The organism is Mesorhizobium sp. L103C119B0 (assembly GCF_000502235.1).
Lineage (GTDB): Bacteria > Pseudomonadota > Alphaproteobacteria > Rhizobiales > Rhizobiaceae > Mesorhizobium.
Window position 1 is genome coordinate 133233 of the sequence record NZ_AYXE01000002.1, and the last position, 13862, is coordinate 147094.

Below are 13862 nucleotides of genomic sequence, written 5' to 3' on the forward strand. Positions count from 1 at the left end.
CCGCCTGATATAAAGATTTCTTTATATCGTTGTCTGGTTTCATTCAAGCGAATGGCTGGCCGTCCGCGCTGTCAGTGCGCGGTCTTCACCATATCCACCTGCGTTTCGGTAATGTCGTCGTGCAGTATGCTCTCGAGCCGGTCGGCGACCATCTGATCGTCGTGGCGGATCTCGCGTTTCCATGGCTGGCGGCCTTTCAGCACGCCCGATTCATCGACGATCTCGGCGACATATTCCTCCTGGCGGTAGGCCATCACATGGATGCCGGAGACACCAGGAATTTCCTTCACCTCGTTGATGATGTCGGTGCAGAGCTGCTTGCCTTCCTTCTTCTGGTCCTGCGCACCTTCCAGCCGCTTGATGATCTCGTCCGGAATATGGATGCCGGGCACGTTGGAGCGGATCCATTTGGCCGTCTTGGCCGAAGCCAGCGGGCCGACGCCGCACAGGATGAAAACTTTTTCCGTATGCCCCAAGTCCCGCGCCCTCTGCATGAAGGTTCTGAACATCGGCACGTCGAAGCAGTATTGCGTCTGCACGAACTGCGCGCCGGCGGCGATCTTTTTGCCGAGATGGATCGGGCGGAAATCGAAGGGTGGCGCGAAGGGGTTGACGGCGGCGCCGAGGAAAATTTGCGGCGGCGTCGTCAACTTGCGGCCGGACAGGAACTTGCCGTTGTCGCGCATGATGCGGCAGGTTTCCAGCAACGACATGGAATCGAGGTCGAAGACAGGCTTGGCGCCGGGCTGGTCGCCGGCCTGGACGCCGTCGCCGGTGAGGCACAGCATGTTGGCGACCCCCATGGCGGCACCGCCCAGCACGTCGCCCTGGATGGCGATGCGGTTCCTGTCGCGGCAGGCGATCTGCATGATCGGCGCGTAGCCCATGCGGGTGAGCAGCGCGCAAATGCCGACCGACGACATGTGGCAGTTGGCGCCGGAGGCATCGACGGCATTGATGGCGTCGACCCAGCCGTCGAAGATTTTCGCGCGGTTATAGACGTCTTCGGGATCGGCGCTGTCGGGCGGGTTGAGCTCGGTGGTGACCGCGAATTCGCCGCGCCGCAGCACACGCTCCAGCCGGCCACGCGAGGAGTGGCCGGGCAGCGGATCGAGCGGCAGATGGATGCCGGCCGGGTTTTCATCGCGCTGGCGGCCGATCACGCGGCCGCTCCAGTGTTGGCTTTGGCCGCTGCTTCACGGGCCGCTGCCGACTGGGCCGTCACCCGCAGCCAGGCCGAGGTTTCGCGCAGCGACTGGTCGACCGGCTTCTGCACGGTCAGGATCCTGTCGCCATGCTCCATGTTCCGCGAGCCTTCCCAGGCCTTGACCCAGACGCAAGGCATATCGGGCTCGACCTCGCAATTGCCGTTGGCGCGCACACCGCCGCAAGGGCCGTTGCGCAGCTGCTTGGGGCAGTTCATCGGGCACGACATGCCGGTCGAGGACAGGATGCACTGGCCGCACATGCGGCAGTCGAACATGAAGCCCTTGACGCGCCTTTCGACAAACTTGATCGGCGCCTCGACGCGCCCATAGCCGAGGCCTTTCCAAAGCGGATGAAGAAGCAGGAACATGTCGGCGAACCTGGAGTAGAACCATTCGAGCAATCGCGAGTGCCGGATGGACCACAGCCTGATGGCAAACGACCGCTGCACGCGCCGCTGCGGCGACACGTCGGCCGGCTTGTAGTCGGATTTCGGCGCTGCTTTCTTGACCTGAGTGGCCTGGGTAACCGGCTGGGTAACCCTTGGCCCCTCTTTGGCAGGAGTGGTTTCAGACATTTTCTTTCCCGCCCGCCTTGACCAGAGCGACCAGCCGCTCGCGGTCGTATTTCGCGTCGATGTCGCTGAATGCCTTCTCGACCTCGGCTTCGAGGTCGTCGCCGACCGGGATTGGATCGGCCTTGCGCCATTCGGCGAGGTAATCGTCGGTGCCGCCGGCGCCGGTGCGCATGGCGCACATATCGATCGCCTCGGTGAAGCGCAGCGGCAGTTCGCGCTTGGCGTTCTGCCGGCCCTTCTTGACGATGACCTGGGCGGGGATGTCGCGCCAATAGACGACAATCAGATCGGCCATGAATTCTCTCACTCCCTGTAGAGCGCCGTGCGTCCATGAGGGAAACGACGTTCCACCACTTTATCCAGCTGGTGTGAGCATTGCCGGATGCGCAGTGGGGCTGCTTGTTATGGGACGACGCGCGCGCATTCAAAAGCGACGCTATTGAGAGTCGCAAAAAGAAAGGCGAGATTCCGAGGGAAGGCTGGCTACCAAACCCGCTTGGTCAGGCCGGTCCAGAGATAGAACCAGATCGTCGGGTGGTACCATTGTTTCGAGGGCAGGTCCGGCTTGATCGTGGCCAACTTTCCGTCCAAGGCACCGCGGACCGCCTCGACGCAGATGTCACGCGAGAACGCCGCCTGGCGCAACGCATAGCTCGAAATAGTGTCGCCGGGCTCCGGCTTGCCGCGCGCCTGTTTCAACACGCCGCCGGTGTCGACGCCGGCGTCGACCAGATGCACGGTGGTGCCGAAATTCTGGGGATCGCCGCAGGCCAGCGCCCAGTAGCCGCCATTCATGCCGCGGTATTTGGGCGCGATGCCGGCGTGGTAGTTGAGCACCGGGCAGGGCATTTGCGCCAGCGTCTGCCGGGACAAGAGCCGGCAGCCGGCGAGCAGCACCACGCCCGGGCGGATGTCGGCGATCGCCTGCAGGCAATCGGCTGCGTTGGCGGAGGAGACGTGGATGATCTTTTGTCCCGGCTTCGGCTCGGTCTCAAGCTTCTGATCGGCGATGAGCCGCTCTGCGTGGCCAGCGAAGAAGCGCTTGCCGAGCCTCGTCAACACCATCGTGCCGAGTTGACCGATGGCCGAAAACCAGCCCTGGCGGCGCGCGCGGCCGAGCAGCAATTGCTTTTTGGATTCAGGGCTTTCGAGGATGACGCTGACAGGGTCGAGCTGGTCGGCGATGGCGTTGACGATGGCCCAGATGTGCGGCCCGCCTTCGGTGATGATGACGATCGCAGCACTTTTTTCAACCGCTGATGCCATGGCGCGCTTTCTTGCCGGCGCGCAACCATTTGCCGTGCGCTGCCCGGCTCAATTCTGTGCCGGGCGAGGTTAAATCTTGATGACCGCCCGGCCAGCGAGAGACCAACGGATCAGCGCTTGAACTCGATGATGTCGAGTTTCGATTCGTAGTAGGGCGCCGGGAATTCGATGCGCCATTCATTGGCGCTGGTGCGGAAGGCATAGCCGACCTGGTCGCTTTCCGGGCCGCTGCCATAGGGTTTTGGCTTGTTGTCATTGACATAGCCGGAGCCGAGATAGATCGCGCGTTTTTCGCCATCGTCGAAGAAACGGCCCTTGGTGCGTTGCGAGCCGCTGACCTTTTCCAGCTGCCAGCCGGAGCCATCGTCCGTGACCTTGCACTTGAACCAGCCATAGATGACCAGCGGGCCGGTCAGGCCCACCTTGATGGTTCGGCATTGCCAGTTGCCGCTCAGGTCCTTGTCGGAAAAGGCCACTATCGGCTTTGCCAGCAGCGCGTCGAGTTGGCTGACCTCAGCCGGGTCTCCCGCTTTTGCCTCGGCCAGCGCCGCCTTGCGGGTCTCGCCATATTTGTCGAGGCGAACCTTGTCGGCAGGCGTGATGATCTTCTGCACCTCGCCGTCGGCGCGAGCGGGCAAGACGAGGCAGAGGAGGCCAAGGGCGGCGAGCAGGACGCGAGGGGTCATCGGTGGTATCCATGTTGGCGCGGCTGGAGCAGCCGATTCTATCTTCCAGTGCACACTTACCCATTCGCGGCGGCCTGTCATCCGTGCTTAAACAGCGGTATGTTCCGCGGGAGGTGCGCGTGGGGGTTACAATCCATTTTGAGGGACAACTGCGCGGAGAGGAACAATATGTTGCGCTGTTGCAGGAAGTTGAAGCGCTTGCCATCGCTCGAGACTGGCGATTTCGACCGATAGACGAGGCCGAAATGGTTCTCAACCGGGTCATCGACGAACGCAGCGTTGACTATATCGGCCCGGTCTTGGGGATAGAATGCCTGCCGCATCCCAAGTCGGATCGCCTAAGGTTCGAGTTCGACAGGGACCTCTTCATGCAGCAATATTGCAAGACGCAGTTTGCGGGGTCGGAGGCGCATATCGAGATCATCGAGTTGCTTCGCAAAGTTGCTCCTTTTTTCGACAAGTTCGACGTCTTCGATGAAGGCGAGTACTGGGAACTGGGCGACCGCACAATTCTGCAGGTCAATCTCGACACAGTCGACGCTCTGCTTGCAGAGGCTTTGCGCAAGGATCCAACTGCAAGAGGGCCGATCCGGTTAGACAACGGCCGCGTTGTCGATTTCGTGTCGGATCCGCAACCGGAGAGCAAATAATCCGAAGTCGGGCGCCTAACGCACTTCTTCTGGATGTGCCGCCACCCGCGCCAATTCAGTCGTCAGGTCGCCATAGCCGGTCGAGCGGCGCTCATAGGCGAGGCCAAGCATCTTCGCGGCCTTCTCGGCGACCTTGTCGAGTTCCGGATCGTCGGTCTGGGCGATGTAGATCAGCTTTTGGTAGTTGCCGAAATAGTCCTTGATCAGTTCCGGGTGCTTGTCGAGGCCGAGCGGCTTCATGAAGAAGGCGTCGAACTGGCGGCACAGGAAATCGGTCATGTAGAACGACATCATGTCGTCGTCGGCGACCTTCGCATAGGCGTCCATGCCCTGGTAGAAGGCAAAGCAATGCGGCCCGGCCATGCGCTCGACGCCGTGCTTCTCCAGGACCCGGTCGAGCATGCCGCCGGTACCGCAATCGGCATAGCCAACGAAGATGTTGCTATAGCCTTCCGCCTTGGCCTTTTCGATCGCCTTGTCCATCGCCGGTGCGATGCGGTCGGGGTAGAAATGGAACTCCGCCGGCAGGCAGGTCAGGTCAAGATGGTCGAGCTTGAGCTGCTCCTTGACGGCCAAAACTTCGCGCGCAATCATTCCACAGGCGATGACCAGCAGCCTGTCGTCTTGATTCGGTTTCGTTTTTTGCATTCTGGCCATGGAACCCGGTCGAAGCGGCCTTCGTTGCTGTGGGGCGAATCTATCGAGAGAGGGATAAACCGTCCATGAAACTGTTACGCGTTGCGCCGATTGCAATCCTTGCCTGCATCCTGGCGCTTACGGCCTGTGCCAACACCGTCCGTGGCGTCGGCCGGGATATCAAATCGACTGCGAAAGCCGTCGACGACACCGTCACCAAACCCTGACGCAGCCATCCGTTCCAATAGCTGGAACAAAAAAGCCGCGCTGCAAGGCGCGGCTTTCGATTGTGGGCCAGACGCCTTGCAGAACAGATCAGGCTGAAGCGCGCACGTTATGCTTGCGCTTCATGAAGTCCTTGGCGGTCTCGACCGCCACAGCCGCGTCGCGGCAATAGGCATCGGCGCCGACGGCCTTGCCGAATTCCTCGTTGAGCGGCGCGCCGCCGACCAGGACGACATAGTCGTCGCGGATGCCCTTTTCCTTCATCGTGTCGATGACGACCTTCATGTAGGGCATGGTCGTGGTCAAAAGCGCCGACATGCCGATAATGTCGGGCTGGTGCTGCTCGATGGCGTCGAGGTATTTTTCCACCGCATTGTTGATGCCGAGATCGATGACGTCGAAGCCGGCACCTTCCATCATCATGCCGACGAGGTTCTTGCCGATGTCGTGGATGTCGCCCTTGACGGTGCCGATCACCATCTTGCCCTGCTTCGGCGCGCCGGTGGCGGCCAGCAGCGGGCGCAGGATGAACATGCCGGCCTTCATGGCGTTGGCCGACAGCAGCACCTCGGGAACGAACAGGATGCCGTCGCGAAAGTCCTCGCCGACGATGCGCATGCCTTCGACCAGAGCTTCGGTCAGCACCTTGTAGGGCACCCAGCCGCGCTCGAGCAGGATGTTGGTGCCTTCCTCGATCTCTTCCTTCAGCCCGTCATAGAGATCGTCGTGCATCTGCTGCACCAACTCGTCGTCGGAAAGCTCGGAGAGGATGATCTCGTCGTCGGCCATTTTTCTCGGGCTCCTTGCCGCGCGGATGCGATCACGGCGGCTTAAAATAATCGCGTCAATACCTAACCCGGCGGGGGCAGGTATCCATAGCTGATTTGCGACTTCCCGCAAAAGGAAAGCGACCGCAAATCTATTGGAATTCTTGTCGATTTTGCGACAGGCGTTGGCGCTGGCGGGCCGTTTCGAATAGGGTGCATGGCTACGATCCGGGCGAGAAGCCGCCATACGCGGCCGCAAACGGTTTTTAGGGAAAAAACGATCATGAGTGAAAACGCGTCAGTCGACCAGGAAGCGTCCAATGCGCGACGTGGACGTGCTGCCAGCGGCGGTGCGGCTGCAAGGCGGGCGGCGCGCTCGGGCGGCGGACCGGGCACCCAGCTCACCTATATCAAGCGCAAGATCAACATCTATGAGGTCCTCAACGAGGAAGGCCTGGCGATTATCGAAAACAACACCGATACGGTGCTGGAAGAGATCGGCATCATCTTTCGCGACGACGCCGAGGCGCTGCAGCTTTGGAAAGAGGCGGGCGCCGACGTCAAGGGCGAGCGCGTGCATTTTCCCAAGGGCCTCTGCCGCTCGCTGCTGAAGACCGCGCCGCCCATCTACACCCAGCATGCGCGCAACGCCGAGCGTTCGGTGCAGATCGGCGGCAACGCCACGGTCTTCGCGCCGGTCTATGGTCCGCCCTTCGTGCGCGATCTCGACGGTGTCAGGCGCTACGCGACGATCGAGGATTTCCGGAATTTCGTGAAGCTCGCCTATATGGCGCCGTCGATCCACCATTCGGGCGGCACGGTGTGCGAGCCGGTCGATGTGCCGGTCAACAAACGCCACCTCGACATGATCTACAGCCACATCAAATATTCGGACAAACCGTTCATGGGTTCGGTGACGGCGCCGGAGCGGGCCGAAGACACCGTCGCCATGGCCAAGATCGTGTTCGGCGACGATTTCGTCGAAAACAACACCGTGCTGACCAGCCTGATCAACGCCAATTCGCCGATGGTGTTCGACGAAACCATGCTGGGCGCGCTGAAAGTCTATTCGCGCCACAACCAGGCTTGCATCGTCACGCCGTTCATCCTAGCCGGCGCGATGAGCCCGGTGACCGTTGCCGGCACGCTGACGCAGGTTCTGGCAGAGGTGCTGGCCGGCGCCTCTTTCACGCAGTTGATCCGTCCCGGCGCGCCGGTGCTGTTCGGCACCTTCGCCTCGTCGATCTCCATGCAGTCTGGTGCGCCGACCTTTGGCACGCCGGAGCCGTCGCTGGTTTCCTACGGCGCCGCACAGCTTGCACGCCGCCTCGGCCTGCCGTTCCGCACCGGCGGCTCGCTCTGCGCCTCCAAGGTTCCGGATGCGCAGGCCGCCTATGAGAGCGCCAACACGCTCAACTCGACCATTCTTGCCGGCACCAATTTCGTCCTGCATTCGGCCGGCTGGCTCGAAGGCGGACTGGCGTCCTGCTACGAAAAATTCATGATGGACATCGACCAGCTCGGCATGACGCAAAAGTTTTCCGAAGGCGTCGACCTCTCGGAAAACGGCCAGGCGATGGACGCCATCCGCCAGGTCGGCCCGGGCAGCCACTATCTCGGCTGCGACCACACCCAGGCCAATTTCCAGACCGCCTTCTACCGCTCCAGCATCGCCGACAACAATTCCTACGAGCAATGGCTGGCCGAGGGCGAGAAGACAGCGCCGCAGCGCGCCAACGAACTCGCCCGCCGCTGGCTGGAGACCTATGAGGCGCCGTATCTCGATCCGGGCATCGACGACGGGCTGAAGGACTACATCGCGACGAAGAAGGCGTCGATGGCTGACGCCTTCACCTGAAAGGAGCCCGAGTCAGGCGGGGCTAAAGTCGCCAACATCATCCACAAGGAAGTCTGGGGGAGCGCTTTCTCCGACCCGGACAAGAAGGGATGATTGCGCGGCGCCGGGCTGACGAGATAGCGGCCGCGCTTTCCGCTGACGGCCTCATCCTGCGCGGTGGCTTCAATTTCGCAACAAGCGAAACGCCGCCGCATGGCCCTTCAGTTGCCCCCGCCAAATCCGTGCTGTTGGTCGGGCAGGCGGGAGCGGCACCCTGGCCGCATTTCCTGCGCTGGCGCGACCGGCAACCGCAAACCATTGCTAATCCGCTCGACACATGGTCGCGCGAAGTGATCGGTGCGGTGGCGGAGAAATTCGGCGCGCGCGCCGTTTCGCCTTCGGACAGACCTTATCTGCCGTTCCAGCAATGGGCGATGCGAGCGGAGGGGCTGAGACCGTCGCCGCTGGGCATCCTGATGCATCCGCAGTACGGGCTCTGGCATGCCTATCGCGGCGCGTTGCTGTTCGAGGATGAGATCGCGCTTCCTGAACGTCGCGAAGCGATTCACCTTTGCGACGCCTGTGTCGCAAAACCTTGCCTGAAATCCTGTCCGGTCGATGCCTATTCCGCGGATGGTTTCGCTCATCAGGCTTGCCTGGCGCATGTGCGGGGATCGAAGGGCGAACCATGCCGCGGCGGCGGCTGCCTCGACCGCAACGCCTGTCCGTATGGCACGGCCCATCGCTATCCGCCTGAGGTTCAGGCCTTTCACATGACGGCGTTTGCCGGCCTGTAGCCGGGTCGAAAGCCCGCACAAAGTGTTGAACGGGATTGTCAGGGAACGGCTTGCCCTGACAATGCCTGCTTATATGTATCACACGACAATCAACCGGGCGCGCCATGGCGAAGCAGGACATTGAGATAAAAACCGAGGACGGCGTAGCGAAAGTGGGGCTGTTCCGTTCGGCGACCGCTTCCCCGTCCAGGGCCGGTGTCATTCTCTATATGGACGCCTTCGGTCCGCGACCGGCGCTCGACGCAATGGCGGAGCGGCTGGCAGGCGAGGGCTATGCGGTGCTGGTGCCGGATCTTTTCTATCGCAAAGCACCTTACGGGCCGTTCGAGCCCAAGACCGCTTTCGTCGTGGAGGAGACCAAGGTCGCGCTGACGGCGTTGGTCCACGGCACGACACAGGACATGACCATCCGCGACAGCAGGGCGTTCCTCGACACGCTTACCGCTGAAGGTGTCACCGGACCGGTCGGTGTCGTCGGTTACTGCATGGGCGGGGCGCGGGCTTTGAATGCGGCTGCAACCTATCCCGATCGCATCGTGGCAGCGGCGAGCTTCCATGGCGGCAATCTGGCCAGCGATGCCGCCGACAGCCCGCACCGCAAGGCCGCAATGATCAAGGCGCGCGTCTATGCCGGGACATCGGGCGTCGACCGCAGCTTTCCGCCGGAGCAGTCGGCGCGGCTGGTCGAGGCGCTGCGCGTGGCGGAGGTCGACCACGCCATCGAAAACTATGCCGGCATGGCGCATGGCTGGTGCGTGTCGGACCACAGCGTCTTCAACGCGGCCGGCGCCGAACGTCATTGGAAGCGACTGACGACGCTGTTCGCCGAGACGCTGATCTAACGAGGCGTTGCCTGAAGTCGCAACGAACGGGTAGAGACTGCACGATTGGCGCGGCCTGTTAAAACAGCGCCAGTCGAGCGGGAACGAACAGCCTGATGCAATCCTATGATGTCGTGGTGATCGGCGCCGGTGCGGCCGGAATGATGTGCGCCATCGAGGCGGGCAAGCGCGGCCGCTCGGTCCTGGTGCTCGATCACGCGACAAAGCCCGGCGAGAAGATCCGCATCTCCGGCGGCGGCCGCTGCAACTTCACCAACATCCATGCGAGCCCGAAGAATTTCATCTCGGGCAATCCGCATTTCTGCATTTCGGCGCTCAGCCGCTACACGCAGCGCGATTTCATCGGGCTCGTCGAACGCCACGGCGTCGCCTATCACGAGAAGACGCTGGGACAGCTGTTTTGCGATGGCTCGGCGCGGCTGATCATCGACATGCTGGTCTCCGAAATGCAGGATGGGGGCGTGGAACTTGCGCTGTCGACCGAGGTGAGGAACGTCAGCAAGGCCGCGGACGGTTTTGTGCTGACGCTCTCCACTCGCAGCGTCGCCTGCAATTCGCTGGTCGTGGCTTGCGGGGGCAAGTCGATCCCCAAAATGGGCGCGTCCGGTTTCGGCTACGAGCTTGCTGCGCAATTCGGCCTTGCGGTGGTGGAAACACGGCCGGCGCTGGTGCCGCTTACCTTCGACGCAAGAACGCTGGAGCGGCTGGCGCCCTTGGCCGGCAATGCCGTCGATGCCGAAGTCGCCTGCGGCAAGACGCGGTTTTCAGAAGCGATGCTGTTTACGCATCGCGGCTTGAGCGGGCCATCCATCCTGCAAATATCGTCCTACTGGCGCGAGGGCGACGAGATCCGCATCGCCATGCTGCCGGGGATGGATGTGGCGGAACTGCTTCGCGCCGCCCGGCGCGTCAACGGCAGGCAAGCGGTGCAGACGGTGCTGGCAAACCATTTGCCGAAGCGCCTTGCGCAAGCGGTCGCCGAGCGTAGCGGGATCGATGGCAATCTCGCCGATTTGACAGACCTGCAAATGAAAACCGTCGAAGCCGCCGTCAACGACTGGCGCATCAAGCCGGCCGGCTCCGAGGGCTACCGCACGGCGGAAGTGACGCTTGGCGGTGTCGATACCAACGGGCTCGATCAGAAGACGATGCAGGCGAAATCCGTGCCGGGGCTGTTTTTCATCGGCGAAGTCGTCGATGTCACCGGCTGGCTGGGCGGCTATAATTTTCAGTGGGCTTGGTCGTCCGGCTGGGCCTCGGGCCAGGTGTGCTGATATTCAGGTGAGGCCGGCCTGCAAACGACGGCTTTCTGTGCTTCCGGTGCTCGCGTACCAAAAGTACGCTCCGCTCCGGTTCTCGAAATCCATCGTTTTCGGCTCGGCCTGACCTGAATCTCAGCGCACCTGTTGCGCGTGCATCCGTCGCCTCGGAAAAAAATCTTTCCATAACCCCAAGGATTGGCCATTAGCCTTCGTCCAACAGGCAAATGATGGCGATGATGCTGGATGAAAGCGAAGCCTCCGACGCCGAATTGATCGGGCGGGCGAAGGGCGGAGACAGGGGCGCCTTCGGCAAATTGCTGGAGCGGCACTACGACTTCGTCTATCGCGCCGCCTATCGCTGGTGCGGAAAGAAGGCCGATGCCGAAGACATCGCCCAGGAGGTCTGTGTCCGTCTCGGCAAGGCGATCCGCGACTACCGCGGCGGCGGCGCGTTCACGACATGGCTCTATTCCGTGACGTTGAACGCGGCGCGCGACATGATGCGCAAGACCACGCGCGAAAACGTCAAGAGCGAGGCTTTCGGCGCCTACAGCATGATATCGGGAGAGGCCCCGGCCGAACCTGAAGATCCCACTGAGGCGCTCTGGGCAGCGGTGCGGCAATTGCCGGACAAGCAGCGCGATGCAGTACTTCTGGTCTATGGCGAAGGTTTGAGCCATGCGGCCGCCGCCGAGGCGATGGCAATCTCGGAGACGACGGTTTCCTGGCACATCCATGAAGCGAAGAAACGGCTGAAGACGTTGATTCGTTCAGCCGGGGAAGTGTGACCATGGTCGACGACAACGAACTCAACAGGCTGCGCGACGCAGCAGTACCGGCGCCGGGCGAAAGCGCGAAGGCACGCGCCTTCGAAGCCGCCATGAGCGCCTATGATCAGGAAAATATTTCTGCCGTCACCCAAGGATCGGTCGGCGGGCTTCGTCTCACAGAGCGAGCACAAAAGCTCTGGAGCGAGATCATGCAAAAGAAACTCATCGCCACGCCAGCCATTGCCGGGCTCGTCGCCCTGCCGATCGCCGGATACGCCACCTTCCACATACTGAGGGAACAGCCGTTGCCGTTCGGCGGCGACGAGAAGATCACCGAAACGCTGGCCGACAAGCCGGCGATCAACGCGCCGGTAAAAGAAAAGCAGGCGCCTGAAGGCGACAAGAAGGCCGACGCCGATGTGCGAAGCCGCGACACCACTACGCCGCTTACGCCACCCGCGCCGCCGAAGCCCGAATCGACCGTTGCTGTCGCCCCGGCGCAGCAGGATGCGCTGGGGCGCGGCGTGTTGGCCGAGCCTGCGCCAGTTGAGAGCCGCGAGTTTTCGCTTGACGGCACCGCTGCCCCGGCCGGCGGCGCGCGGGTCGACCGCATGGCCGGCGCGACCGAATCCAAGTACTTGGCACAGCCTTCGACGATGCCGGCCGACCAGATTGCGCCGCAGGAGCCAAACCGCGACCGCGTCGAGGATTTCAAGACCAATCCGGTGCATGCAGCCCTTCAGGATCCGGTCTCGACCTTCTCGATCGACGTCGACACGGCTTCCTATTCCTTCGTCCGCGGCTCGCTGAAGCAGGGCTACCTGCCGCAGGCCGATACGGTCCGCGTCGAGGAGATGGTCAATTACTTCCCCTATGACTGGAAGGGTCCGGACTCGGCTTCGACGCCGTTCAACTCGACCGTCAGCGTCATGCCGACGCCGTGGAACGGGCACACCAAGCTGATGCACGTCGCCATCAAGGGCTTCGACATCAAGCCGGTCGAGCAGCCCAAGGCCAATCTGGTGTTCCTGATCGACGTCTCGGGTTCGATGGACGAGCCTGACAAGCTGCCGCTGCTCAAGTCGGCTTTCCGGCTGCTGGTCAGCAAGCTCAAGGCGGACGACACCATCTCGATCGTCACCTATGCCGGTGACGCCGGCACCGTGCTGATGCCGACCAAGGTTACCGAGAAGGACAAGATCCTCAACGCCATCGACAATCTGTCGCCCGGCGGCTCGACGGCCGGCGAGGCGGGCATCAAGGAAGCCTACAGGCTTGCCCAGCAGTCCTTCGTCAAGGACGGCATCAACCGTGTGATGCTGGCCACGGACGGCGACTTCAATGTCGGCCAGACCGATGACGACGATCTGAAGCGGCTGATCGAGCAGGAGCGCAAGACCGGCGTGTTCCTGTCGGTATTCGGCTTCGGCCGCGGCAATCTGAACGACCAGATGATGCAGACCATCGCCCAGAACGGCAACGGCACCGCCGCCTATATCGACACGCTGGCCGAGGCCGAGAAGGTTCTGGTCGAGGATGCCTCCTCGACGCTGTTCACCATCGCCAAGGACGTCAAGATCCAGGTCGAGTTCAATCCGGACAAGGTCTCGGAGTACCGGCTGATCGGCTATGAAACCCGCGCCTTGAACCGCGAGGACTTCAACAATGACCGCGTCGATGCCGGCGATATCGGCTCCGGTCATTCGGTGACCGCCATCTACGAGATCACGCCGAAGGGCAGCGGCGGCGAGCAGATGGATCCGCTGCGCTACGGCCAGGCAACGGTCAACAATGGCGGCGTCGCCAATGCCGACGAATATGCCTTTGTGAAAATCCGCTACAAGCTGCCGAACGAAGACGTCTCGAAGCTGATCACCACGCCGGTGACCTCGGCCAACGAGGTCGCGTCCTTCGACCAGGCCAGCACCGACCAGCGTTTCTCCGTCGCTGTCGCCGCCTTCGGCCAGAAGCTGCGCGACGAGGATGCGACCGCGAAGTTCGGCTACGACAAGATCATGGAGATTGCCACCGCCGCCCGAGGAGCCGACCCGTTTGGGTACAGGTCCGAGTTCCTTTCGCTTGTGCGCCTTGCCTCGGCGCTGGGCGGTAACCGGTAGTGGCAATAACGCCGGTTCCTTTCAGACGGGGGTCGTTCTGATACGGGGAACCGGCTACGGGCGGGTGAGGCAGGCCGGCGGGGGAAACCCTGCCGGCCTTTTTTCGGATCGATTGATCCGAAGCGCACAGATGATCCGCCTGATAGTTAAATTGCGCGGCTTTTCCGGAACGTCATCGCAATGCCCTGCTATTATTGCACGGGGTCGGGACTGGGCTTGGGGAG

General features: G+C 62.2%; 15 protein-coding genes. 8 read left to right on the plus strand and 7 right to left on the minus strand.

Annotated features, from left to right (window positions below; all coding sequences use genetic code 11):
* Positions 1–71 precede the first annotated feature (71 nt).
* The 5 genes from X728_RS162990 to X728_RS162970 all read right to left on the minus strand — a co-directional run bounded on the left by X728_RS162990 (position 72) and on the right by X728_RS162970 (position 3735).
* Positions 72–1163, minus strand: a complete 1092-nt coding sequence (locus X728_RS162990) for a methylenetetrahydrofolate reductase (RefSeq protein ID WP_023670395.1) — start codon at positions 1161–1163, stop codon at positions 72–74.
* On the minus strand, positions 1160–1783 hold the full coding sequence (locus tag X728_RS162985) for a methylenetetrahydrofolate reductase C-terminal domain-containing protein (RefSeq protein WP_023688112.1): 624 nt from the start codon (positions 1781–1783) through the stop codon (positions 1160–1162). The genes X728_RS162990 and X728_RS162985 overlap by 4 nt, the downstream gene beginning before the upstream one ends.
* Complete coding sequence (locus X728_RS162980; protein WP_023670397.1) at positions 1776–2078, minus strand: virulence factor; 303 nt, start codon at positions 2076–2078, stop codon at positions 1776–1778. The genes X728_RS162985 and X728_RS162980 overlap by 8 nt, the downstream gene beginning before the upstream one ends.
* Positions 2079–2266: 188 nt before the next feature.
* The gene (locus X728_RS162975) at positions 2267–3049 is read right to left on the minus strand and encodes a formyl transferase (protein ID WP_023830540.1); all 783 of its coding nucleotides are present in this window, start codon (positions 3047–3049) and stop codon (positions 2267–2269) included.
* Positions 3050–3159: 110 nt separating this feature from the next.
* Positions 3160–3735: a DUF4893 domain-containing protein gene (locus X728_RS162970; protein WP_023700325.1), complete on the minus strand. Its 576-nt coding sequence runs from the start codon at positions 3733–3735 to the stop codon at positions 3160–3162.
* An 11-nt stretch (positions 3736–3746) separates the two neighbouring features.
* On the opposite strand from X728_RS162970, the gene X728_RS0134025 reads away from it, so the two are divergent.
* Entirely contained in the window at positions 3747–4385 is a 639-nt protein-coding gene (locus X728_RS0134025) for a hypothetical protein (protein ID WP_023739090.1), read from the plus strand.
* 15 nt (positions 4386–4400) lie between these two features.
* On the opposite strand, the gene X728_RS162965 is transcribed toward X728_RS0134025, so the two are convergent.
* The gene (locus X728_RS162965; RefSeq protein ID WP_023688116.1) at positions 4401–5042 is read right to left on the minus strand and encodes a DUF1638 domain-containing protein; all 642 of its coding nucleotides are present in this window, start codon (positions 5040–5042) and stop codon (positions 4401–4403) included.
* Between the two features lie 65 nt (positions 5043–5107).
* Between X728_RS162965 and X728_RS26295 the strand changes: the two genes are divergently transcribed.
* The gene (locus X728_RS26295) at positions 5108–5248 is read left to right on the plus strand and encodes an entericidin A/B family lipoprotein (protein WP_023688117.1); all 141 of its coding nucleotides are present in this window, start codon (positions 5108–5110) and stop codon (positions 5246–5248) included.
* A gap of 88 nt (positions 5249–5336) precedes the next feature.
* On the opposite strand, the gene X728_RS162960 is transcribed toward X728_RS26295, so the two are convergent.
* Entirely contained in the window at positions 5337–6035 is a 699-nt protein-coding gene (locus X728_RS162960) for a B12-binding domain-containing protein (RefSeq protein ID WP_023688118.1), read from the minus strand.
* Between the two features lie 261 nt (positions 6036–6296).
* On the opposite strand from X728_RS162960, the gene X728_RS162955 reads away from it, so the two are divergent.
* From X728_RS162955 to X728_RS162930, 6 genes are all read left to right on the plus strand, one after another.
* Complete coding sequence (locus X728_RS162955) at positions 6297–7871, plus strand: trimethylamine methyltransferase family protein (protein WP_023670403.1); 1575 nt, start codon at positions 6297–6299, stop codon at positions 7869–7871.
* Positions 7872–7960: 89 nt separating this feature from the next.
* Complete coding sequence (locus X728_RS162950; protein ID WP_023830542.1) at positions 7961–8647, plus strand: hypothetical protein; 687 nt, start codon at positions 7961–7963, stop codon at positions 8645–8647.
* Between the two features lie 104 nt (positions 8648–8751).
* The gene (locus tag X728_RS162945; protein ID WP_023830543.1) at positions 8752–9489 is read left to right on the plus strand and encodes a dienelactone hydrolase family protein; all 738 of its coding nucleotides are present in this window, start codon (positions 8752–8754) and stop codon (positions 9487–9489) included.
* Positions 9490–9584: 95 nt separating this feature from the next.
* Complete coding sequence (locus tag X728_RS162940) at positions 9585–10763, plus strand: NAD(P)/FAD-dependent oxidoreductase (RefSeq protein ID WP_023830544.1); 1179 nt, start codon at positions 9585–9587, stop codon at positions 10761–10763.
* A gap of 215 nt (positions 10764–10978) precedes the next feature.
* Positions 10979–11539, plus strand: coding sequence for an RNA polymerase sigma factor (locus X728_RS162935; protein WP_023830545.1), 561 nt, complete (start codon positions 10979–10981; stop codon positions 11537–11539).
* Positions 11540–11541: 2 nt separating this feature from the next.
* A complete protein-coding gene (locus X728_RS162930; protein WP_023830546.1) occupies positions 11542–13638 on the plus strand; it encodes a VWA domain-containing protein in 2097 nt (698 codons plus the stop codon).
* The last annotated feature ends 224 nt before the right edge of the window (positions 13639–13862 follow it).